17 protein-coding genes are annotated in these 20,733 nt (G+C 69.3%); 3 read left to right on the top strand and 14 right to left on the bottom strand.

The window, feature by feature from the left end; translation table 11 throughout:
- Window positions 1-75 precede the first annotated feature (75 nt).
- From ACWER9_RS10660 to ACWER9_RS10650, 3 genes are all read right to left on the bottom strand, one after another.
- Complete coding sequence (locus ACWER9_RS10660) at window positions 76-2,259, bottom strand: alpha/beta hydrolase (protein WP_452301596.1); 2,184 nt, start codon at window positions 2,257-2,259, stop codon at window positions 76-78.
- Between the two features lie 114 nt (window positions 2,260-2,373).
- Entirely contained in the window at window positions 2,374-3,369 is a 996-nt protein-coding gene (locus tag ACWER9_RS10655; RefSeq protein ID WP_452301665.1) for a LacI family DNA-binding transcriptional regulator, read from the bottom strand.
- 317 nt (window positions 3,370-3,686) lie between these two features.
- Complete coding sequence (locus ACWER9_RS10650; RefSeq protein ID WP_452301595.1) at window positions 3,687-6,059, bottom strand: glycoside hydrolase family 3 N-terminal domain-containing protein; 2,373 nt, start codon at window positions 6,057-6,059, stop codon at window positions 3,687-3,689.
- 293 nt (window positions 6,060-6,352) lie between these two features.
- Here ACWER9_RS10650 and arfA point away from each other — a divergent pair, with 293 nt between their 5' ends.
- Window positions 6,353-7,876 (top strand): arabinosylfuranosidase ArfA, encoded by a 1,524-nt coding sequence (arfA, locus tag ACWER9_RS10645; protein WP_452301594.1) that lies wholly within the window; start codon window positions 6,353-6,355, stop codon window positions 7,874-7,876.
- Window positions 7,877-7,990: 114 nt separating this feature from the next.
- Here arfA and ACWER9_RS10640 read toward each other — a convergent pair whose 3' ends face one another.
- The 8 genes from ACWER9_RS10640 to ACWER9_RS10605 all read right to left on the bottom strand — a co-directional run bounded on the left by ACWER9_RS10640 (window position 7,991) and on the right by ACWER9_RS10605 (window position 16,935).
- On the bottom strand, window positions 7,991-8,116 hold the full coding sequence (locus tag ACWER9_RS10640; protein WP_452301593.1) for a hypothetical protein: 126 nt from the start codon (window positions 8,114-8,116) through the stop codon (window positions 7,991-7,993).
- Window positions 8,117-8,215: 99 nt separating this feature from the next.
- Window positions 8,216-9,418, bottom strand: a complete 1,203-nt coding sequence (locus tag ACWER9_RS10635) for an RNA-guided endonuclease InsQ/TnpB family protein (protein ID WP_452301592.1) — start codon at window positions 9,416-9,418, stop codon at window positions 8,216-8,218.
- A 505-nt stretch (window positions 9,419-9,923) separates the two neighbouring features.
- Window positions 9,924-11,441, bottom strand: coding sequence for an aldehyde dehydrogenase family protein (locus ACWER9_RS10630; protein WP_452301591.1), 1,518 nt, complete (start codon window positions 11,439-11,441; stop codon window positions 9,924-9,926).
- The gene (locus tag ACWER9_RS10625; protein WP_452301590.1) at window positions 11,438-12,646 is read right to left on the bottom strand and encodes a fumarylacetoacetate hydrolase family protein; all 1,209 of its coding nucleotides are present in this window, start codon (window positions 12,644-12,646) and stop codon (window positions 11,438-11,440) included. Before ACWER9_RS10625 ends, ACWER9_RS10630 begins: the two co-directional genes overlap by 4 nt.
- A complete protein-coding gene (locus tag ACWER9_RS10620) occupies window positions 12,643-13,824 on the bottom strand; it encodes a mandelate racemase/muconate lactonizing enzyme family protein (protein ID WP_452301589.1) in 1,182 nt (393 codons plus the stop codon). Before ACWER9_RS10620 ends, ACWER9_RS10625 begins: the two co-directional genes overlap by 4 nt.
- A gap of 7 nt (window positions 13,825-13,831) precedes the next feature.
- The gene (locus ACWER9_RS10615) at window positions 13,832-14,662 is read right to left on the bottom strand and encodes a carbohydrate ABC transporter permease (protein ID WP_452301588.1); all 831 of its coding nucleotides are present in this window, start codon (window positions 14,660-14,662) and stop codon (window positions 13,832-13,834) included.
- Window positions 14,659-15,612, bottom strand: a complete 954-nt coding sequence (locus ACWER9_RS10610; RefSeq protein WP_357351078.1) for a carbohydrate ABC transporter permease — start codon at window positions 15,610-15,612, stop codon at window positions 14,659-14,661. The genes ACWER9_RS10615 and ACWER9_RS10610 overlap by 4 nt, the downstream gene beginning before the upstream one ends.
- A gap of 75 nt (window positions 15,613-15,687) precedes the next feature.
- The gene (locus ACWER9_RS10605) at window positions 15,688-16,935 is read right to left on the bottom strand and encodes an ABC transporter substrate-binding protein (protein WP_452301587.1); all 1,248 of its coding nucleotides are present in this window, start codon (window positions 16,933-16,935) and stop codon (window positions 15,688-15,690) included.
- 162 nt (window positions 16,936-17,097) lie between these two features.
- Between ACWER9_RS10605 and ACWER9_RS10600 the strand changes: the two genes are divergently transcribed.
- A complete protein-coding gene (locus ACWER9_RS10600) occupies window positions 17,098-17,892 on the top strand; it encodes an IclR family transcriptional regulator (RefSeq protein WP_452301586.1) in 795 nt (264 codons plus the stop codon).
- A 19-nt stretch (window positions 17,893-17,911) separates the two neighbouring features.
- Here the strand turns inward: ACWER9_RS10600 and ACWER9_RS10595 are convergent, their stop codons facing one another.
- Window positions 17,912-18,226 carry a chorismate mutase gene (locus tag ACWER9_RS10595; protein WP_452301585.1) on the bottom strand — a complete coding sequence of 105 codons (315 nt, stop codon included), beginning with the start codon at window positions 18,224-18,226 and terminating at the stop codon, window positions 17,912-17,914.
- A 138-nt stretch (window positions 18,227-18,364) separates the two neighbouring features.
- On the opposite strand from ACWER9_RS10595, the gene ACWER9_RS10590 reads away from it, so the two are divergent.
- Window positions 18,365-19,249 carry a CDP-diacylglycerol diphosphatase gene (locus ACWER9_RS10590; RefSeq protein WP_452301584.1) on the top strand — a complete coding sequence of 295 codons (885 nt, stop codon included), beginning with the start codon at window positions 18,365-18,367 and terminating at the stop codon, window positions 19,247-19,249.
- Between the two features lie 25 nt (window positions 19,250-19,274).
- Here the strand turns inward: ACWER9_RS10590 and ACWER9_RS10585 are convergent, their stop codons facing one another.
- On the bottom strand, window positions 19,275-19,865 hold the full coding sequence (locus ACWER9_RS10585) for a TetR/AcrR family transcriptional regulator (RefSeq protein ID WP_452301583.1): 591 nt from the start codon (window positions 19,863-19,865) through the stop codon (window positions 19,275-19,277).
- On the bottom strand, window positions 19,858-20,694 hold the full coding sequence (locus ACWER9_RS10580; RefSeq protein ID WP_452301582.1) for an alpha/beta fold hydrolase: 837 nt from the start codon (window positions 20,692-20,694) through the stop codon (window positions 19,858-19,860). The genes ACWER9_RS10585 and ACWER9_RS10580 overlap by 8 nt, the downstream gene beginning before the upstream one ends.
- Window positions 20,695-20,733: the final 39 nt, after the last annotated feature.

Genomic DNA, 20,733 nt, shown 5'->3' with positions numbered 1-20,733 from the left:
GAGGGGTCAGCCGTACGGTGGCGGGCGCCACCGGGGCAGGAAACCTGCTCCCGGTGGCGTCGCCTGGAACGGCTCCTAGCGCTTGAACAGACGCGGCGCCAGGTCGATGAGGTTCTTCTGCCACACGTCCCAGCCGTGCGGCCCGGGGGTGACCCCGTCGAACTCGTAGCGGATACCGAGGTTGTCCATCGTGGTCAGCGAGGCCATGAAGCTCGGGTACACGAAGTCGGTCTGGTCACCGACGTACACGCGCAGCATCTTGGTGCCGTTGTTGATCGCCGCCGCGTCGACGCCGGTGCTGCTGCCGAACCCGGCCGAGAACGCCGCAACGTAGGCGAACTCGCCCGGGTAGGCCTTCAGCACCCCGAACGCCTGCCCCCCGCCCATCGACAGGCCGGCGAGGGCCTGCTGGGACGGGTCGCTGGAGATGTGGTAGCGGGCACGGGCCGTCGGAACGATGTTCTCCCGCAACTCCCTGTTGAAGTTCGAGGAGTTGCCGTTGCCCATCACGACCACCATGGGCGTGAGGTCGCCGTCGAGGAACTGGTTGTCGAGGATCTGCTTGGCCCGGCCCATCTCGACCCAGTCGGTGTAGTTCTGACCGCCACCGTGCTGTAGGTAGAGGACGGGGTACGGCTGCGCCCGGCCCGGGTCGTACCCGGGCGGGGTCCACACCAGGGCGGTGCGGTCCTGGCCCGCCACCGTGCTGGCGTACGTCATGCTCTCGACCTTCCCGCCGCGACCGGCGGGCACGTCGGACAGCAGTCGGGCGCCCGGACCGGGGATGAAGAAAGTGCTCCACATCGGCTCGGTGGTCACCGACGTCGGGTTCGAGGTGTCCTTGAACGGAACCCGGTCAACGATCAGCCGGTAGTAGTAGAACCACGGCTTGAGCGGACCCACCGTCGCCCGCCAACGGTCCCCGTCGCGGGTCAGCGGCAGGCGCAGCCAACTGCCGCCCGGCGCGACGTTCGCCCAGACCGTGACGTGCTGGGCGTCCGCGAAGTCGGTGGTGGTCTCGAAGGTGACGAACCCGTCCTCGCTCACGAAGGGGGTCGGGGTGGTGCCGGCCGGCGGCGGCGCGAACTCACCCTTGAGCTGCGTGTGACCCGGGCTCGGCCCGTGGTCCTGCACGTGCCGGAACAACCGTGGCACGAAGTCGACGAGGTTCTCCTGCCACGTCGTCCAGGTCGCGCCGCCATCCGGGTTGACCCCGTCGAACTCGAACCGGATGTCGGCTCGGTCCAACGCCTTCGACAGGCGGTAGGTGGTGTTGTACGCGGGATCGGTGACGTTGCCGGTGTAGACGCGCAGCAGCTTGACGCTGCGGTTGATCGCCGTGGCGTCCTTCCGGTCGATCGTCGGCGCCGACGTGCCCGAGAACCAGCCGACGTAACCGAACTGACCCGGCTTGGTGAGCGCGGCGCGTACCGCGTCCGTTGCCCCGTCGGAGACGCCCGCGATGGCCTGGTGCGCCGGATCACGAAGGACGCGGTAGGTGTCGGTGACCGCCTTGCGGAGGTCCTTCAACTCCCTGTCGTCCGAGACGTCGGCGTCGTTGATCACCACCACCATCGGGCTGATGGCGCGCGCGGCCGAGAGGTTGTCGAGGATCTGCTTGGATCGACCGAGATCGAGCCAGTCGGTGGTGGCCAGACCATCGCCGGACTGCAGGAAGAGCGACGGGTAACCCTTCGGCCCCTTGGCCGCGTAGCCAGGCGGCGTCCAGACCAGAGCCGAGCGCTGCGCGTTCCTGGTGCGGTAGGTCAGGGTCTCGATCTTTCCGCCGGTGCCCGACGGCGCGTCGTGCAGCCACCGCGCCGAGTCACCCGCGACGAAGAACGTGCTCAGGAGCGGGTTGGACGCGACGCTCGTGCTGTTCGTCGGGTCCTTGATGCTCTTGGTGTCGTCGGCGGTGAGCTGGTAGGTGTACAGCCCGGGCTCCAACGCGCCGAGCACACCCGACCACACGTCACCCCGGCGGGTCAGGCCGAACTCCGCCCAGGAGGCGGACGGACCGAAGTTGCCCTCGACGACGACCTGCGAGACGGTGCCCAGGTTCTCCTGGACGTACGCCGCCGGGACGGCGAACGAGGCGTAGCGGTCCGGGGAGACGTCCAACCACGGCGTGTCCGCCGCCGCTGGTTGCGGTGCGGAGAGAACCGCCGCGGTGGCGATGACTCCCGCGGTGAACGCCGCCGAGAGCCGCCGGCGTACGCCCAGACGGCGTAAGCGCCCGTGATACTGTTCGGTAACCACACTCCACTCCTTTCATGTGCCGGCAGCGGATGCGACCCGACTGACCGGCTCAACTCAACGGTGGATCTGGCCGTTCGTGCTGCGTGCACCTCCTTCAGGCTGCTGCCACGGGTGTCAGGGTCGTGCCGCGCTCGTCGGTGGTGCGGTCGAGTTGCGTACGACGAGGCTTGTCGGAAGCACGATCTGGCTCGGCTCGTCCCACTCGCCGGTCACCAGCGACTTGAGCATCCGCGCGGCTTCGTACCCGAGCTGGTACATCGACTGGTCCACAGTGGTCAGGCCCGGCTCGGTCGACGCCGACTCGGGGATGTTGTCGAACCCGACGACGGACAGGTCCCCCGGCACGGAGAACCCCAGCTCCCGGGCGACCTCGAGGACCTTGAGGGCCATCCCGTCGCTCGCCGCGAAGATCGCCGACGGTGGGTCCGGTCGTTGCAGCAGGACGCGCGCCAAGGGGGTCGCCGATTCGGGGTTGAAGTCCCCTCGGCCGATCAGCGTCGGGTCGACCGGAACACCGGCGGTTGTCAGCGCGGCCCGGTAGCCCTCCTCCCGCGACCAGGCCGAGGCCAGACTGTCGCGGCCGGCGATGAACCCGATGCGGCGGTGGCCCAGGTCGAGCAGGTGCTCGACCGCGGTGGTGGCGCCCGCGAGGTTGTCGGCCATCACCGAAGGCGACGTCGAACCGCGAACCGGGTCGATGGCCACGACCGGCGTCCGGCTCCGGATGTCACCCCAGGGCGTGACGACGATGCACCCGTCGGTGAGGGTGCCCGACAGGCGGGTCAGGTGCCGCTGCTCCCAGCCCTCCGAATACGACCCGTACAGGTCGCTGTTGGCGTAGATGATCAGATCGAAGCCCGAGCGGCTCAGCGCCTTCATCACGCCCTTGAGCACCTCGGCGGTGTACGACTGGAAGCTGTGTGACACCAGGCCCAGAACGTTGGTGCGGCTGCGCCGGAGGCTGGTGGCCACCAGGCTCGACTCGTAACCGAGCTGCTCGATCGCGGAGCGCACCTGGGCGACGGTGCGAGCGCTGACGCCGTAATGCCCGTTGACGACGCGCGAGACGGTGGCGGTGGAAACGCCGGCAGCTCGGGCGACATCACTCATTGTTACCGGCGCATTGACTTCAATCATGCCGCTCTCTCTGGACTGCAATCGTTATCGGTTACGTTTCCAGGATGTTGCCAACGTAACGGAGGATGATTACGAACACAAGACCTCTTCGCCCTTACTCAACTGTCGAGAAGAGGGTCCTAACTGGATGCTCTGCAGGGCGCGGCTGACGCCCGGTTGCCATGGCGCACAACGCGATCGGCAGTTTCTCCCGGCGCTTGAAGTGGAGCGCCGTTATCCGCGCCGGCCCTACCCCACGACAACAGGACGGCACGCTCCGTCAAGAACCGTTTCCCGGCCCGGGTGAGCGATCACAGTTGCTGGACTTCAACGGTCCCGGTAAAGACCTTCGACGTCGGCCGGTCCGGGTCCGCGGTGATGACGAAGGTGCCGGCGTGAGTGCTTTCGGTGACCGAGAAACCCACGTACACCTCGATCTGCCCGGCCTCCACCGCGTAGGCCATGCTCCGGTCGTAGAAGCCGAGCTGGCCGGTGGGGAGTTCGAAGCGCACCGCCACCCGCTCGCCGGCGGCGGCCGCGACGCGGGCGAAGGCCTTCAGCTCCAGCACCGGTCGGGTGACCGTGGCCTGCGGGTCGCGGACGTAGAGCTGCACGACCTGCTCCCCCGCCCTACCTCCGGTGTTGGAGACCGTGACCTCGACACCGACGCTGTCCCCGGCGCGGACCTCGGCGCTCCCCAGCGTGGCATCGTCGATCACGAACGAGCTGTACCCGAGGCCATGGCCGAAGACGTAGCGCGGGGCGACCGGCGAGTCCACGTAGTCGCCGTGCCAGTGCGACCGTCCGCCGGAGACCTTGTGGCCGTAGAAGACGGGGATCTGGCCGACGCTGCGCGGGTACGAGATCGGCAGCTTTCCGCTCGGGTTCACCTCACCGAGCAGCACCTCGCTTATCGCCTGCGCTCCGGTCTCCCCCGGCAGCCAGGCCATCAACACCGCGGCGCACTGCTCGTGCAGGAAGTCACTGCCGACGGGCCGACCGGCGACGAGCACCGCCACGACCGGCGTGCCGGTGGCGACGACGGCCCGGACCAGCTCCTCCTGCACGCCGGGCAGGTCCAGACTGGACCGGTCCCGGGACTCCCCGGTGGTGGCCCCGGGCGTCAGCCCGGAGCGGTCGCCCAGGACCAGCACCGCGACGTCGGCCGCCGCGGCTGCCGCGACCGCCTCGGCGAACCCCTCCGTCGAGGGATCGAGCACGTCACAGCCGGGTGCGAAGCGCAGCCGGTCGCCCAGCCGCGCCGCGAGTTCGTCCCGTACCGTCGGCACGCCGTCGGTGCTCTCGTCGATCTCCAGGTCGTCAGGGATCGTCATCATCTCGCCGAGCAGGCCACGCCGCTTGCGCGCCTCGACGAGCGCCTCGATGTGGGCAGCGAAAGAGTAGTCACCGAGCAGGTGTCGGGCGTCGTCGGCGTTCGGGCCGATGAGGGCGACCCGGCCGGCCCCTGCGAGCAGCGGCAGGACGCCGTCGTTCTTGAGCAGGACCAGGCTGCGGCGGGCGATCTCGAGCGCCACGACCCGGTGCCGCTCACCGCTGGCCGTCGTCGCGGCCGTGTCCTCGTCGACGTACGGGTTCTCGAAGAGCCCGAGTTCGATCTTGTGCCGGAGGACCCGGGAGACCGCCTCGTCGAGCCGCTCCTCGCTGACCTCGCCGGAGTCCAGCGCCCGGCTGAGGGCATCCCCGTACGCGTCGGTCGCCGGAAGCTCGACGTCCACGCCCGCGCCGAGGCCCACCGTCGCGGCCTGCTGCTTGTCCTGGACGAAGTGGTGGTACGAGTGGAGGTCGTTGACCGCGAAGTAGTCGGAGACCACGCTGCCCGTGAAGCCCCACTGCCCGCGTAGGACGTCGGCGAGGAGTTCCTGGTTGGCATGGCACGGGACACCGTCGAGCTCGTGGTAGCCGGCCATCACGGACTGGAGCCCGCCCTCGCGGACCGCCGCCTCGAACGGGTACAGGTAGACCTCGCGCAGCAGACGCGGCGGCAGGTGGGCGGGTGCCCAGTTCAAGCCGCCCTCGGACGCCCCGTAGCCGACGAAGTGCTTGGCGGTGGCGAGAACGCCGTCGGTCAGGTCGACGCCCTGGAGGCCCCGGACGAACGCCACCCCCATCCGGGACACCAGATACGGGTCCTCACCATAGGTCTCCTCCGTGCGGCCCCACCGTGGGTCGCGCACCACGTCAAGCACCGGCGAAAGCCCCTGGTGGCTTCCCATGGCCCGCATCTGTGCGCGGACCGCGTCCGCCAGCTGCCGGTTGAGCTCCGGCGCCCAGGTGCTCGCGACGCCGATGGCCTGCGGGAAGATGGTCGCCTCGCGGGCCATCACCCCCGAGCAGACCTCCTCGTGCACGATCGCCGGGATCCCCAGCCGGGTCTCGGTGACCAGGAACCGCTGGATCGCGTTCGCGGCCCGCGCCACCTGCGCCGCCTTCAGGCTTGTCGCGCCCGCCACCCGGGTCACGTGTCCCAGCCCGTGCCGAAGTATCGGCCAGGCCCGCTCCGCCGCGAACCGACCGCCCTCCAGCAGGGTGAACGCCCACGTGCTGCCCAGTTGCGCGAGCTTCTCCTCGCGGGTCATCCGGGACAACAGGTCCGACACCCGATCCTCGACGGCCGCGGTCGCATCGGCGTAGGTCGCCACGATCTCCGGCTCGACGATTGCCACCCGGTCACCCCAATCACCGCGACAAGCTGGTCTTCCGGCCTCGTCGGTCACGACGCCGCAGGCACCTGGCGGTGCCAGCGACACGTTGATCCCGGCACCGTGTTCCTTACGTAAACGTAATCGGTAACGTTTACATTGATCGAGAACGTAATCTAAGACCATCACGTTGTCCAGAGCTCACACTGCCTCCACCACCCCCTCGGTCCCGGCGCTCGGCCAGAGGTCTCCGCGTCGGACCTCGCACGAAGGAGCCAGCCCTGAACACCCACCCCGACAGCGCGCCGGAGAACGTCGTGAACACCGCGCGCCTGACCCTGGACCCCCGTCGACGCGTCGCGCCGGTGCCACGTCGGCTCTTCGGCTCGTTCGTCGAGCACCTGGGTCGTTGCGTCTACAACGGAATCTACGAGCCGGGGCACCCGACGGCCGACGCCGACGGCTTCCGGGGCGACGTCCTCGAGCTGGTGCGCGAGTTGGGCGTCACCACGGTGCGCTATCCGGGCGGCAACTTCGTCTCCTCCTACCGCTGGGAGGACGGCGTCGGCCCGGTCGACGAACGACCGGCGAGGCTCGACCTCGCCTGGCACAGCCTGGAGACCAACGCGTTCGGGCTCGACGAGTTCATGCGCTGGGTCGGCAAGGCCGGTGTGGACCCGATCATGGCGGTGAACCTCGGCACCCGGGGCACCGCCGAGGCCGTCGACCTGCTCGAGTACGCCAACCACCGCGGCGGCAGCCACCTCGCCGACAAGCGCCGCGACAACGGGGCGGTCGACCCGTACGGGATCAAGCTGTGGTGCCTGGGCAACGAGATGGACGGCCCGTGGCAGGTGGGCCAGCGCAGCGCGACCGAGTACGGGCGGCTCGCCGCGCAGACCGCCAAGGCCATGCGCCGCTTCGACCCCGATCTCGAACTCGTCGCCTGCGGCTCCTCACACCTCGGCATGCCGACCTTCGGTAGCTGGGAGCGCGACGTGCTGACCGAGGCGTACGACGACGTCGACCTGATCTCGCTGCACGCCTACTACCAGCCGGTCGACGACGACCTGGCCAGCTTCCTCGCCTCGGCCGAGGACATGGACAGGTACATCGACGCCGTCGTCGCCATCGCCGACTCGGTCGGGGCGATCCGCCGGTCGACCAAGAAGATCATGATCGCGTTCGACGAGTGGAACGTCTGGTACCAGTCCGCCGCCCCGTCCACGCCGCCGAGCGGCGAGGACTGGCCTGTCGCACCGCCGCTGCTGGAGGACCACTACAGCGTGGCCGACGCGGTCGTCGTCGGCGGCCTGCTGATCAGCCTGCTCCGGCACAGCGACCGGGTGAGCGCGGCCTGCCAGGCCCAACTGGTGAACGTCATCGCGCCGATCATGACCGAGACGGGAGGCTCGGCCTGGCGCCAGACCATCTTCCACCCCTTCGCCCGCACCGCCCGGCACGCGCAGGGCGCCGTACTGGACGTGCTGCGCGACGGCAGCACGACGACCACCGAGCGCTACGGTGAGATCGACGCGGTCGACGCGGTCTCCACCTGGGACGACAGCACCGGGGAGATGACCGTCTTCCTCGTCAACCGGGTCCTGGACACCCCGGCCGAGGTGACCATCGACGTCTCCGGCGCGCAGGTGACCGACCTCGTCGAGTGCGTCACCGTCGGCGGCACCGACCTGCACGCCAAGAACACGGCAGACGGCCCGGACCACGCCGCGCCGCGCGCCAACGGCACGGCCCGCAGCACCGACGCCAGCGTCCAGCTGACCCTGCCGCCGGCGTCCTGGACCATGCTGCGGCTGCGCGCCGCCGACGTGACCCCGTGACCGGCTGACGAACCGCCGGCCCCGGACGCACCCCGGCCGCGCACCCCCTGGCCTGACCAGGGGGTGCGCGGCCGGGGCTTCCCCACCACAGGGAGTACGGGGCCGAGCCTGGGGCTACCTGACGTCGACAGGTGCGCTCTCGGAGTCGTTGAAGAGCTTGTCGCCCCGGTAGCGGGCAACCACCGGCGCGTCCAGCTCGCCGTGGACGGTCTTCTTCAGCAGGGCGACGCCGTGGTACACCGGGGCCGAGCCGAGGCGCGTGCCACCCGCGTAAATGTCGACAGTCGTGGGTGAACGCTTGACGTCCTCTCCGCCCTGAAGGGCGGAGATTCCGGTCTGCTACGCCCCCGAAGGGGCAAGCTCCCGACGGGTTACCGCTTCCCTGTGCGGCGCCGGCACGGGTGCCGGTCTTACCTGCGCTCCACGGTCGTTGAGGTCCGCCCGTCCGGCGGCCCTGATGTTCTTGGCGGCGTTCACGTCTCGGTCGTGCAGGCTGCCGCATGGGCAGCCCCACGTCCGGACGTTGAGCGCCATCTTGGCGTTGATCCGGCCGCAGCCCGAGCACATGCGGGTCGACGGAAAGAACCGATCTACCCGGGCGAAGGTGCGCCCGCGCCGGGCGGCCTTGTACTGCAGCATGGCCGCGAACTGCGACCACCCAGCGTCGTGCACTGACTTCGCCAACCGTGTCCGGGCGAGACCGGTCACGCACAGGTCCTCGACGAACACCGCTTGGTTGTCGCGGATGATCTGCGTCGAAAGCTTGTGCTGCCAGTCCCGCCGGGTGTCGGCCACCTTCGCGTGCGCGCGGGCGACCTTCCGCACCGCCTTCTTGCGGTTGTTGCTGCCCCGCTGCTTGCGGGACAAGCCCTGCTGCAACCGGCGCAGCTTGCGGGCTGCACGGCGCAGAAACTTCGGCGCGGTCACCTTCGACCCGTCGGACATCACGGCGAAGTGCGTCAACCCCAAGTCGATGCCGACCTCCGCATCCACCTCGGGTAAGGGCTGGTCGGCGGTCTGCACCACGAACGAGGCGAAATGCCGACCAGCGGCGTCCCGGACCACCGTCACCGACGTCGGCGCAGCCGGCAGCTCCCGCGACCAACGGACTTCCAGGTCGCCGATCTTCGGCAGCCGCAGTCGACCGTTGTCGAGGACCTTGAACCGGGCGTTGGTAGTGAACCGGACAGCCTGACGGCTGTCCTTACGGGACCGGAACCGGGGAGCGGCGACCTTACGACCCTTGCGCTTGCCCGACAGCGAGGCGAAGAAGGTGCGGTACGCGGCGTTCAGGTCCGCCAGGGCCTGCTGCAACACCACCGATGACACCTCACCCAGCCACGCCCGCTCCGGGGTCAACTTCGCCACGGTAACCCGCTTGGACAGCTCGGCGTCCGTCGGGTACGGCAGGCCAGCCTCGTGCGCGTGCTGCCGCACGCGCAGCCCGTCGTTGAACACCACCCGCGCGCACCCGAACGCCTTCGCCAACGCCTCACGCTGGGCGGCATCCGGGTAGAGCCGGTAGTTGTACCGAAGCTGCACGCGTCGATTCTAGCGTTGGTCTATGGCTGATCTCGGAGACTTCCGCACTGTAGACGGTCAGGCGCAGGAGCGCGGGGGTGCGGCCGAGGCGGGCGAGACGGTGAACGTGGCGAGCAGCGCGAGCATCAGCCGACGTGTCCGTGCCGGCGTCAGGGGACGGGGAGGTGCGACGGGCATGTTCCTGCTCCCTCTTCGGCGTGTGGTCAGACCGCATCGAGCGGTCGACCGACCATTCGATGGTGAGGTGAAGGGATATCAGGGCCAGCGATGCAGCTGCGAGCGCTAACATCGGTTCCTGTCGAAAACAGAACCATGAATTGCATTGACGGTCAATACATGCCACAGAATCAGTGCGGGAAACCGGGCCGGAAAACAATTCGGGCACGCTTCAGCGGCACCAGCGGAACTGGCGCGCGAATTCACTGTCGGGTCAATGTCGTCAACGAATTCGCGCGCCAGCCGCGGGTGGCCCGGAAACGCACCCGGGAGAGACCGGCAGATGCGGTTACTCCACCGCCGGCTGCAACCTCCCGTCGATTCGCCGAGAAATGGCGGTGTACTCGTCGCGCAACTCCTCGGGCAGGACCCAGGCCGGGGCGTCCTGCCACGCCAGCGGGCGGAGGAACCGTCGGATCGACGTGGCGCCCACCGACGTGTGCACGGCGTTCGTCGACGGCCAGGGTCCACCGTGGTGCTGGGCCCAGGACACCCGGACACCCGTGGGGTAGCCGTCGAAGACGATGCGACCCGCGCGGGCGGCGAGCACGTCGACAAGTCGGCGTACGACATCGGCGTCGTCGCCCGGTCCGCGGTGCAGCGAGCCGGTCAGCGACGGCGGGACAGCGGTCAGCGCGGCGTCGAGGTCGGCGTCGTCGTCGTAGCGGACCACCACCAGGAGCGGGCCGAAGCACTCGTCGGCGATCTCGGCGGTCAGGCCGGAGAGGTCGACCTGCAGCAGCGTCGGCGCCACGGTGAAGCCCGCGTCCGGATCGACTGTGGGTCGCGCCGAGACCCGGGCACCGGCCCGCTCGAACTGCGCGGCCTGCTTCTCGTACGCGTCCCGGATGCGCTCGTTGAGCAGGACCGCGCCGCCGGACGAGTCGACTCTCGCCCGCAGGGCCTCGACCAGGCGGTCACCACCCGGGTCCGACGGGACGAACGCCAGGCCGGGCTTGGTGCACAACTGGCCGCCCGAGTTCGTGAAGGAGCCGAACAGACCCTCGGCGATCTGGTCCGCCCGGTCCGCCGCCGCGTCGGGCAGGACGACGATCGGGTTCACGCTGCTCAGCTCGGCGTACAGCGGAATGGGGTCGGGCCGTTCGTTGATTGCCGCCTGGATGGCGCGGGCGGCGTTGACCGAGCCGGTCAGGGCTGCCGCGCGGATCTCCGGGTGGCGTACCAGCGAGCGCCCGGCCTGCTCCCCGTACACGATCGCGATGACTCCCTCGGGCCCGCCGAGGTCGCGGACGGCGGCCTCGATCGCGGCGGCGGAGGCGTGCGAGGTCAGTGGGTGGGACGGGTGGGCTTTCAGGATCGTCGGACACCCGGCGGCGAGCGCGGCGGCGGTGTCCCCGCCGGCCACCGAGAAGGCGAACGGGAAGTTGCTGGCGCCGAAGACGGCGACCGGCCCGAGAGGTACGAGCATCCGCCGCAGGTCCGGGCCCGGTCCGAGTGGTGTGTCGGCGGCGTGGTCGATTGCCGCTTCGACGTACGCGCCATCGCGCAGCACCTCGCCGAACATCCGGAACTGGAGCGCTGCCCGGGTGAGTTCCCCGTCGAGTCGCGCGTGGCTCAGTCCGGTCTCCGCCTCGGCGGCAGCGACCAGCTCCTTGCGGCGGGACTCCAGCGACGCGGCGATCGCGTCCAGTAGTTCGGCGCGGCCGAGCCTCCCGCGGGCGGCCAGCCACCGCGCCGCCGCCGACGCCTGGCCGGCGATCACCTCCAGCCGGGACTCGTCGGTCTCGGTGAGATCCGTCGCGCGACGCTCACCGTCGCGCGGATCGACCGTGTTGACCACGTTCACAGCAGTCCTCTCCTCACCAGATTGCCCATGAGATCGCGGACGCCGAAGTGCCAGGGCTCGCACTCCTCCGCGTGCCGCACCCGGTTGACCAGGGTGCCGAGCGCTGGGCAGCTGATCCGTACCACGTCGTCGACTTTGTGGGTGAAACCCTCACCGGGGCGGTCCCGGTCCTGGATGGGCGCGAACATGGTGCCGAGCATCAGGGCGGCACCGTCGGGATAGTGGTGGTGTGGCCCGATCAGCTGCCGGACCAGCTCCTCGGGATCACGCGACATCTGGGTCATCTCCGAGACGGCCTCCAGGTGGAAGCCGTCCACACCGTTGACCTCCAGGCGCACCTCGAGGTCGCGTACCCGGTCCATGCCGAACCTGTCGTCGAAGAGCCGGATCAGGGGGCCGAGGGCGCAGGAGGCGTTGTTGTCCTTCGCCAGGGGAAGCAGGAGCGCCGAGCGGCCCTCGATGTCGCGCAGGTTCACGTCGTTGCCCAGGGTGGCACCGATGATCCGACCACTGGACTGGACGATGAGGGTGACCTCGGGTTCCGGGTTGTTCCAGGTCGACGCGGCGAGCACGCCTACCGGAACGGCGGTGCCGACGGCGGAGAGGATCTGCCCCTTGGTGAAGATCTCGGCGTCCGGGCCGATACCCACCTCCAGGTACTGGCTCCACATGCCCTCGGCGACAAGCAGGCTCTTGAGCCGGTCCGCCTCCGGCGAGCCGGCCTCCAGGCTGTGCAGGTCGACGCCGACGTCGGCGAGCATGCGGTGCCGGATGTCCGCCGCCAGTGCCAGGTCTCCCCGCGCCCGTTCCTCGATCACGCGTTCGATCATCGAGATGGGGAAGGTCACCCCGGCGGCCTTGAGCGCCTGGAGGTCGACCGGGGCGAGCAACCAGGGCCGGCTCCGGTCTCGGGTCGCGGCGCCCGTGTTGGCCAGGATCTCCCCGAAGTCGCCGACCATCGGCCCGTCGAGCCCGGCCACCGTCGCGGCGGGGTCGGGCAGCTCGCAGATGTCGCGGACGGTCGGGAACCGGTGGCTGATGTCGATGACCTGGCCGTCGCGGACGGTCACCGGCGAGGGGCCGTCGCCGGACGGGTCCCAGATCCGACCGATGAGGACGCTGTCGGCGTCGTCAGGTAATGCCTCGGCGGCGGTGCCGACCCAGTCCGCCTCCTCGGCCAGCCCCCGAGGCCGTGGCACCGTCATGAGTCGCGCTCCAGGTTGAAGAAGGACCGCTCGTCGCGGGGGCGGATGTCGTAGACGGCGTCCTGGAACATCCGCAGCGGGTGCGGTGTGAACGGGTGCTGTTCGATCGCGGTGAGATCCAGCTCGATCCCCAGGCCGATCCCGGTGGGGATGAGGATGTCGCCGTCGTCGGTGAGCACCAGCCGCTCGTTGGTGATCTCGGGCCGCCAGGGCACGTCGGTCGCCATGATCTCCAGGTACCGGAAGTTGGGCAGCGTCGCCCCGAGTTGCAGCGTCGCGGCGGTGCTGAGTGGACCGCTCGGGTTGTGCGGCGCGAAGCCCACGTAGCTTGTCGCCGCGAGCGTGGAGATGAAGGCCAGCTCGGCGATCCCGCCGGCGTGCGTCACGTCGGGCTGGACGAAGTCGACCGCCTGACGGGCCAGTGCCGGCGCGAAGCCCTGCCGGCCGAACCACCGCTCCCCCGCCGCGATCGGCACCGGCGACGCGCGACGGATGTCGACGAGCGCGTCGAGATTGTCCGGTGGGCAGGGCTCCTCGAACCACACCGGGTCGAACTGGGCGATCTCGGTGGCGACCTTGATGGCGTGACGGACGTCGAAGCGGCCGTGCCCCTCGACGAACAACTCGACCTCGCGGCCCACCGCCGCACGGACGGCGTCGATCTGGGCGAGCACCCGGTCCAACTGCGCGGTGGTGATGGTGAGGTCGTAGTTCTCGAACGGGTCCCACTTCAGGCCACGGAAGCCCGACTCCACCGTCCGACGGGCGGCGGCCGCGTAGTCCTCCGGCGTGACGGCGCCGGAGAACCAACCATTCGCGTACGCGCGGACCCGGTCCCGGGTCGCGCCGCCGAGAAGCCGGGAGACCGGGACGCCGAGCTCGCGCGCCGAGATGTCCCAGAGGGCCATCTCCAGCGAACTCAACGCGGTCATGATGACCGGCCCGCCGCGCCAGTACCAGTCCCGTGCCGTCTCGTAGAGGATCTTCGAGATGCTCGTGGGATCCAGCCCCACCACGGCCTCGGCCAACTCGGCGACGGCACCCTGGACGGCGCGCTCCTTGCCCTCGAGGGTGGCCTCACCGAGCCCGACGATCCCCTCGTCGGTGTGGACGCGCACGATGACGAGGTTCGTACGGTAGAAGTCGACGACAAGTGTGTCGACAGAGACGATCTTCATCCTCGACTCAACCCTTCACCGCGCCGGCGGTCATCCCGGACACCACGTACTTCTGCACCAGCAGGTAGAAGGCGACGGCTGGCAGCGTGAACAGGAAGGCGACGGCCATCACCGTCTGGATCGGCGTACCCAGCTCGCCGATGAAGTTCGCGATGCCGACCGAGGCGGGTTGCAGGTCCGGGTTGAAGATGAACGTCACCGCGAACACGTACTCGTTCCAGGCGTGGAAGAAGGCGATGACGGCGGTGGCCGCGATCGACGGCGCGATGAGCGGCACGTTGATGCGGGTCAGGGTGGTGATGGGCCGGGCACCGTCGGCACGCGCGGCCTCCTCCAACTCCTTCGGAATGCCGTCGATGGCGCCCTTGAGGATCAGCGCGACGATCGGCAGGACGAAGGCGGAGTTCACCAGGACGAGGCCGGTCAGCGAGTCGAGCAGTTCGAAGCGGCGGAACAGCGCGAACAGCGGAACGACCATGAGCGCCTCGGGAAGCATCTGCGTGAACAGCAGCACCACGGTGAGCACGGCCTTGCCCCAGAACGAGAACCGGGACAACGCGTAGCCGAGCGGGATGCCGAGGCCGACGGAGAGGACCATCGTTCCGACGGCGATGATGAGGCTGTTGAGCAGCCACCCGGCGGCCTTGCCCTCGGCCAGGGCATCCACGAAGACCCCGAACTGGCCGAGGTCCGGCGTGAGCCGGGGCTGGTCGGCGAAGAGGTCGCTGTTGCTGGACAGCGCCGTGACGAACATCCAGTACAGCGGGAACACCGCGACACCCAGCACGACGAGCACGGCGACGATCCGTGCGGTGACACCGAAACGGAAGCGCCTCATCGGACCTCCCCCTTCTCCACGGCACGAGCGACCAGGCGGCTGCCGATGACGACGATGAGCGAGATGACGACGCCGACCATGCCGATGGCCGCCGCCGATCCGAGTTCCTTCGAGTCGAAGGCCTGCGAGTAGAGGTCGATGACGAGCGTCTCGGTGGCACCGACAGGCCCACCCTTGGTCATCAGCCAGATCAGCTCGAACCGCCGCAGCGACCAGATCGTCATCAGCAGGGCCAGCAGACCCACCGTCGGCTTGATGACCTGCCAGGTGACGGCCCGGAAGGTGGCCCAGCGTCCCGCCCCGTCCACGGTCGCGGCCTCGTTGAGGTCCTGCGGAACGGACTGTAGGGCGGAGAGCAGCACCACGGAGGTGAAGGGGAACAGCTGCCAGATGGTCGTCGCGAGCACCGCCGGGAGCGCGTAGCGCGGGCTGTCCAGGATCGCGCCGCCGGGCACACCGAGCCCCACGGCGTCGAGGAAGCGGTTCACGATGCCGTACTGCGCGTTGAGCATCCAGGTGGCGATGAGCGCGACCGCGATGCCCGGGGCGGCCCAGGGGACCGTCACCAGCGCCCGGGCCACGCCTCGGCCGCGGAACTTCGCGTTGAGCAGGAGCGCGACGGCGAGCCCGGCGCCGATCGCGACGACCACGCAGGTGATCACATAGACGACGGTGATCAGCAGGGTGTGGTGGAACTCGGGATCGCCGAAGATCCGGTTGAAGTTCTCGAGCCCGACCCACTCGCTGCGGGTGGGGTTGAGCAGTCTCGTCCTGGTGAAGCTGAGGTACACCTCCTGGACGAGGGGTACCGCCTGGAAGACGAGGATGAACAGCGCGGCGGGTGCCAGGAACAGGTACGGCGTCCACTTGCTACCGAGTGGGCTGGGCCGACGCCGGGGCCGGCCTGAGGGTGTTGTCTTCGGTGCTCCGGTCTGTTCGACCACAGTCATCGGGTTTGGTCCTTCGGGGGAAGGACGCTGCCGGCGCGGAGATCGTCGCGCCGGCAGCGTCGCCGTGTCGAGCGGTCAGCGGACCAGTTCGCTCGCCTGCTGCTGGGCCTTATCCAGCGCCGACTTGAGGTCGGCCTTGCCCTGCAGTGCCGCGACCACGTTCTGCACGACCACCTTGCGGATGTCCGGCGTCTTGGCCTCGAACCCCAGCACGATCTGCGGCAGGCTGGTCTCGGTGAGCCCGTCGAAGACCGGGAGGAACGGCGTCTCCTTGAGCTTCTCCGCGCTGCGCTGCGTGGCGGTGGCGACGCTGCTCGCGCCGAGGATCTCCTGGAGCTTGATCTGGTTCTGCGGTTCCAGCGCCCACTTGATGAAGGTGCCGGCCTCGTCCTTGCCCTCGCTGGCCTCGTTGATCACGATTGGTGCGAGGATCGCGCCCTGCTTGCGGACCGGGAACGGGATCGGTGCGACGTTGAAGTTCAGCTTGGCGTTCTGGCCGCGCGTGGCGGTCACGTAGCCGCCGTTGTTGAGCTCCATCCCGACCTTGCCCTCGGCGAACATCCGCCGGAACGTCGCCGCGTCCGCGCCGCGCGGGATCACGTTCGCGTCGTACAGGTCCTTGAACGCCTGCAGGCCCTTGAGGTTCTCGGGCGAGTTGATGGTCAGGTTCTTGCCGTCGGACCACGCGCCGCCGAAGCCGTAGACGTAGTTGAAGATGTCCTGCCAGACGCCTGCCTCCTCGGCCTCGGTCTGGCGGAACGCCAGACCGAAGACGTCGCCCTTGGTCAGCGACTTCGCGGTGGAGGTGAACTGCTCGTAGGTGGTCGGCGGCGTCGGGATCAGGTCCGCGTTGTAGAACATCGCGTAGTTCGAAGCCTCGAAGATGACGCCGTGCCGGACACCGTCGTGGACCATGAACTGGTCCGGCTGCTTGAGCAGGTCGTACGTGCTGGCGTCGATCACCTTGTCGAGCGGGGCGACGAGGCCGGCGTCCGAGGCGGCCTCGAACTCGGGCATGTCGAAGCGGACGAGATCGGGGCCCTTGCCGCTGCCCATCTGGGTGAGCACGGTCTGGCCGAAGGTCGGGTACGGCACCGCGGCGGCGGAGACCTGGACCTTGGTCTGGCTCTGGTTGAACTCATCGAGCCACTTCGTCAACAGGGGCCCGCGGCCCGGGTCGCCGAAGGTCGAGGCGGCGAAGGTCAGTTTGGTGACGCCGTCGCTGGAACCGCCGTCGGAGCCGCAACCGGTCAAGAGAGTGGCGACCAGGCCGAGGGCACATGTCGCCCTGGCAATGCCGAAACGAGCGCGCTGATTACCCATCGTTACTCCACTGTTACGAGTCAGAGTCAAGCGGATGAAATTGCAACGATCGTAGCGTCATGTGCAACGGTGTCAAGTGGCAGTTGCGTATCGCGTCATCTATATTGCACAATGTGCAATGACAGCGACGGCGCTGCCCGTCGCGCGAGGGGAGACAGAGCCTTGGCGCAATCGATTCGCCGCGCGATCGACCTCATTCGTCGATCCGCGGAGCACCCGCTGTCCCTTACCGAGGCCGCCGACGTGCTCGGCGTCCACAAATCCACGGCCCTGCGGATCCTGCAGACGCTGGAGTCCGCGCGCTTCGTCCGCCGGACCGGCGCCGGCACCTACGTGCTCGGTAGCGGCCTCATCGAGTTGTCCGAGCTCGCGCTCGGCTCGATGGACCTCCGCCAGCCGGCGGCCTCGCACCTGCGTGCGCTGCAACGCGAGACCGGCCACACCGTACACCTCGCGCAACTGACCGGCGACGAGATCATCTATATCGACAAGGTGGACAGCCCCGCGTTCGACGCCGTGAAGCTGCCCTCGCGGGTGGGGCGCGCGGTCTCCATCTACGCGAGCGCCGTCGGCAAGACGATCCTCGCCTACCTACCCCGGCAGGAGCGCGACCGTCTGCTCTCCCACGTCGTCTTCGAGCGGTTCACCGACACCACGTTCACCGACCACGACGCCCTCGAGGCCGAGCTCGCCCGCATCCACGAGTGCGGCTGGGCCATGGACAACGGCGAGCACGACGCCTACGTGATGTGCGTGGCCGCGCCGATCAGGGATTCGCGGGGGCAGGTCATCGCCGCTGCCTCGATCACCGCGATCGAGGTCATCGCCAGCCTCGACCAACTGAAGAGCAACCTGCCGCTGCTCCTGGAGACCGCCGACAAGATCTCGTACGAACTCGGCTACGTACCGCCGTCCACCGTGGCCAGCGCAGACGGTGAGAGCCTCTCGGCGACCTGACCGCGCAGGGTCTGGGCGATCACCGGGTCGTCGGCGTCGACCCGCCGTTGACGCGCTGGTGCTCGTCGGTCTCCATCTCGATGAAGGCCCGGATCATGCCCCGGTAGATCCGTTCGATCAGGTCCGGGTCGGCGCCGGCGTCGCCGGCCAGCCCGCGGACACGGGCCACCACCTGCGCGACCCGGTCTGGCGCACGGACCGCCTGGCTGTCGCTCTTGAGTGGGGCGGCCTGCCGGACCAGCGTCTCCCGGCGGGCGAGCAGGCCCACCAGCTCAGCATCCAGCTCGTCGATGCGGGCGCGGATCTCGGTAAGCGTCGGAGCGGTCTCGGCCACGCCGAGATCCTCGCACGACGGCGACACGATCAGGCGACGCGTTCACCGGGGACTGCGCGTATTGCCCGCTTTAACCCTAATCTCGACACGTTCATGTTCGCCCCGGCACGGCAACCACGGAGGATGACGATGGGCGAGATGCCGCGACGTCAGTTCGTCAGACTCTCCGGTACCGCCGGCACCACCGGACTGCTGGCGCTGATCGGCGCGGACCGGGCGCTGGCCGACGGAGGCCCGACCCCGCAACCGTCACCCTCGACACCCGGCGGCCCCGGTGCCGCAGCCTGCCCCACACCCTCCGCCCTGTGCGGTTACCCCGCCGACACCGGCGGCAGGTACGACCTGTGGGACCGGGTCCAGGTCTGCGAGGGTACGAAGACCGGACCACCGTTCCCGCAGTGCCTGCGGACGACCCCCACGTACGTCATCCTCAATGGCGGGTCAGGGTCCAACCACGACTTCCTGCTGGTGCCCAGTTGCCGGGTCAGCGGCATCGAGTGCCCGTTCATCACCACCGCCGCCGCGCCGAACTACTGGTTGGAGGCGTGGAACAACGCCCAGCCGGGGCAGCCGGGACACGTGGTCTACCCCCACATCGGGCTGGGCATCAACTCGGCCGACCCGACCATCCGTCAGCAGGACCAACTGCACATCCACCTGGCCGGGATCCATTCCGGAATCCAGACGCAACTGAACAACCACGACAGCGCGATCAGCAACGACCCGTCGCGGTGGCGCAGCCAGATCGTGCCCATCTGGGGCCTGACCAGCGCCGGCCTGCCCGCCCCCCGCTCCTACCGGGTGCTGCACGTCGCGAACCTGAACGGGAACCTCTTCCGGCTGCTCCTGGACAGCGTGGTGCGGCCGACCGGGGCGACCATGGCGGCGCAGATCCTGGCCGTGACGCCCCGCCTGGTCGGCGGAGGCGGGTTCTACGTCCTGAACAGCGAGCCCGGCCTGCCCGTCCCGGCCGGTCAACCCGGCGGTACGGGCACCGTCGACTTCCTGCTCGCGTACGCCTGAGGGGCCTGCCCAGCGCAGCCCGGTGTCAGCGGGTGACGGCGTTGCCGGCCCCGGCGCCAGCACGAAGACCCTGATCCAGAAAGCTGACCAACCAGGTGAAGCTCTCGTCGACGGACGCGTCGATCTGGAACCCGCCGGCCACCTCCAACGTCGCGAAGCCGTGCAGGACGCTGCGCAGCGTCCGCATGGCGTGGATCTCCTGGCCGGGGTCCAGGCCGTACCCGCTGAGCATGGCGGCCCAGGAGGCGAGCACGCGCTCGCTGGCCGGGATGAACGGGTCGTCGGGGCCGGTGGGGCGAGCGGCGTTGCTCGCCGCGTACCGGCCGGGGTGTTCCCGCACGAACGTCCGCATCGCCTGTGCTCCCGCGGCGAGGGCATCGCTGCCGGAGCAGCCCTGGATGGCGTCACGGAGGACATCGCCGGCCTGGGTCATCGCCAGGATGGCGATCCGGTGCGCCAGGTCGGCCTGGCTGGCGACGTGCTTGTAGAGCGAGGGGGTCTTGATCCCGAGTCGTTCGGCGAGCAGGCCCATGCTGAGGTTGTCGAAGCCGACCTCGTCGACGAGCGCGGCTCCGGCTTCGGTGATGGACGCCGGGGTGAGCCGGGCCTTAGGCATTGTTCAGCGTCCGGGCGAGGAAGGGCAGGGCCAGGGCAAGGACCTCGTCCGGCGTCTGGACGTGCGGGTAGTGGCCCGCGCCGTCGATGACAGCCAGCTCGCCGAGCCCGCGCGGCAGGTCCGCGATGATGCGTTCGCCCTCGGCCCGTGGGTCGGCCCAGTCGGGGTCGGCGCTGCCCTGGATCACCAGGACCGGGCGGGTGACATTGGGCAGCTGCCTACCGGCATCGGCGGGGCTGGTCTTGGCCATGGCCTGCAGGGCCTTCATCCGGCCGGGCTCACTCATCTTGGCCTCGATGCGCGCCAGCTCGCCGTCCCAGTCGGCGGGCTTGGTGGGGATCGCCACGTCGAGGTACTTGCGCCAGCTCGCCACGCTGCCCCGCAGGAGCACCTGCGCCAGTTGGAGATAGCCGGCCCGGAAGCGCTTCACCCGCACCAACCCGCCCAGGTCGAACGACTGTGCGCGGGTGAACGGCGCCAACTCGATGACGCCGTTGATCAGCTCGGGCGCGGTGGCGGCCGCGATGGTCGCGGCGCCGCCGCTTATCGACTGGCCGATGATCACGGCCGGGCCGCCCAGGTGGCGCACGACGGCGAGGAGATCGCCAGCGATGTCGGTGCGGCTGTAGCCGTCCCAGCCGAGGCTGGAGTCGCCGCTGCCGCGGATGTCGACGTTGGCGACCCGGTATCCGGCCGCGGCGAGGGCCGGAGCGACGAACCGGTACGAGTGCCGGCTGTCACCCATGCCGTGCGCCAGGACGACAAGTGGGCCCTGCCCGGTCACCTCGTAGGCGAGGGTGTTGCCGGCAACAGCCAGGTATTCGGTCATGACGCCTCCACGATGAGCTAATTCGGTTAGCTAAAGGCT

This window comes from Micromonospora sp. NPDC003944 (assembly GCF_053605225.1).
This window is presented reverse-complemented; position numbering and strand designations above follow the sequence as displayed.

Coding starts and splice junctions, on each gene's coding strand:
- ACWER9_RS10655 (WP_452301665.1), bottom strand. CDS start 3,369: ATGAGTGATGTCGCCCGAGCTGCCGGCGTTTCCACCGCCACCGTCTCG.
- ACWER9_RS10625 (WP_452301590.1), bottom strand. CDS start 12,646: ATGACGGTGCCACGGCCTCGGGGGCTGGCCGAGGAGGCGGACTGGGTC.
- ACWER9_RS10620 (WP_452301589.1), bottom strand. CDS start 13,824: ATGAAGATCGTCTCTGTCGACACACTTGTCGTCGACTTCTACCGTACG.
- ACWER9_RS10615 (WP_452301588.1), bottom strand. CDS start 14,662: ATGAGGCGCTTCCGTTTCGGTGTCACCGCACGGATCGTCGCCGTGCTC.
- ACWER9_RS10610 (WP_357351078.1), bottom strand. CDS start 15,612: ATGACTGTGGTCGAACAGACCGGAGCACCGAAGACAACACCCTCAGGC.
- ACWER9_RS10605 (WP_452301587.1), bottom strand. CDS start 16,935: ATGGGTAATCAGCGCGCTCGTTTCGGCATTGCCAGGGCGACATGTGCC.
- ACWER9_RS10590 (WP_452301584.1), top strand. CDS start 18,365: ATGCCGCGACGTCAGTTCGTCAGACTCTCCGGTACCGCCGGCACCACC.
- ACWER9_RS10585 (WP_452301583.1), bottom strand. CDS start 19,865: ATGCCTAAGGCCCGGCTCACCCCGGCGTCCATCACCGAAGCCGGAGCC.
- ACWER9_RS10580 (WP_452301582.1), bottom strand. CDS start 20,694: ATGACCGAATACCTGGCTGTTGCCGGCAACACCCTCGCCTACGAGGTG.